This is a genomic window from Thermovibrio guaymasensis (assembly GCF_003633715.1).
Lineage (GTDB): Bacteria > Aquificota > Aquificia > Desulfurobacteriales > Desulfurobacteriaceae > Thermovibrio > Thermovibrio guaymasensis.
Window position 1 is genome coordinate 1 of record NZ_RBIE01000008.1, and the last position, 1,750, is coordinate 1,750.

A 1,750-nucleotide genomic window follows, 5' to 3' on the forward strand; every position below is an offset into this window, starting at 1 on the left:
GGTCTTTGACAGGAGAATAAGGGACACGCACCTGCGGAGAGAGAGCAAGCCTACTTAGGCTTTCAATTGAGGTGTTCCGCAGGTTTTCAGTGAAAGCCTTGCGAGATAGAGCCAGATAGCTTTTTAGCGATATTTTCGCTGGAGAGTTTGATCCTGGCTCAGCGCGAACGCTGTCGGCGTGCCTAACACATGCAAGTCGTGGGGCAGCGGGCGGGCTCCTTCGGGAGCCCGTGCCGGCGACCGGCGAACGGGTGAGTAACGCGTGAGCAACCTACCCCGAGGAGGGGGATAACCCGGGGAAACCCGGGCTAATACCCCATAAGCGCACGGCCCGCATGGGCTGTGTGAAAAGGGTGGCCTCTGCTTTGCAAGCTGCCGCCTCGGGATGGGCTCGCGTCCCATCAGGTAGTTGGTGAGGTAACGGCTCACCAAGCCTACGACGGGTAGCCGGCCTGAGAGGGTGGCCGGCCACACCGGGACTGAGACACGGCCCGGACTCCTACGGGAGGCAGCAGTGGGGAATCTTGGGCAATGGGCGCAAGCCTGACCCAGCGACGCCGAGTGGAGGAAGAAGCCCTTCGGGGTGTAAACTCCTGTCGCCGGGGACGATGCGGGTAGGGGTTAATAGCCTCTACCCGTGACGGTACCCGGAGAGGAAGGGACGGCTAACTACGTGCCAGCAGCCGCGGTAATACGTAGGTCCCGAGCGTTGCGCGAAATTACTGGGCGTAAAGTGCGCGTAGGCGGGCCAGTAAGTCAGAGGTGAAAGCCCCCGGCTCAACCGGGGAATTGCCTCTGATACTGCTGGCCTAGGGTCCGGAAGACGCTGGCGGAATTCCCGGTGTAGCGGTGAAATGCGTAGATATCGGGAGGAACACCGGTGGCGAAGGCGGCCAGCGAGGACGGTACCGACGCTGAGGCGCGAAAGCGTGGGGAGCGAACCGGATTAGATACCCGGGTAGTCCACGCTGTAAACGATGGGTGCTGGGCGTTGTGCCCGATAGGGTGCAGTGCCGAAGGTAACCCGTTAAGCACCCCGCCTGGGGAGTACGGCCGCAAGGCTGAAACTCAAAGGAATAGACGGGGGCCCGCACAAGCGGTGGAGCATGTGGTTTAATTCAATGCTACGCGAAGAACCTTACCAGGGCTTGACATGCCGGGGGTAGCCCTGCCGAAAGGCAGGGTCGCGGCCCCCTTCGGGGGGCCCACCCGGCACAGGTGGTACATGGCCGTCGTCAGCTCGTGCCGTGAGGTGTTGGGTTAAGTCCCGCAACGAGCGCAACCCCTGTCCCTAGTTGCCAGCGGGTAAAGCCGGGCACACTAGGGAGACTGCCGGCGATAAGCCGGAGGAAGGGGGGGATGACGTCAGGTCAGTATGCCCCTTACGCCCTGGGCTACACACGTGCTACAATGGCCGGGACAGAGGGATTGCGAAGCCGCGAGGCGGAGCAAATCTCAGAAACCCGGTCCCAGTTCGGATTGCAGGCTGCAACTCGCCTGCATGAAGCTGGAATCGCTAGTAACGGCCGGTCAGCTACACGGCCGTGAATACGTTCCCGGGCCTTGTACTCACCGCCCGTCACACCCCGGAAGCTGGCTCTACCAGAAGTCCCCGAGCTAACCCCCGCAAGGGGGAGGCAGGGGCCGAAGGTAGGGCTGGTGACTGGGGTGAAGTCGTAACAAGGTAGCCGTAGGAGAACCTGCGGCTGGATCACCTCCTTTTATGGAGAAGGGGCGGGCAGGTTCCCGC

1 rRNA gene is annotated in these 1,750 nt (G+C 62.1%); it reads left to right on the forward strand.

The annotated features are described in order from the left end of the window. Positions 1-135: 135 nt before the first annotated feature. Positions 136-1,722 (forward strand): 16S ribosomal RNA (locus tag C7457_RS08710). Positions 1,723-1,750: the final 28 nt, after the last annotated feature.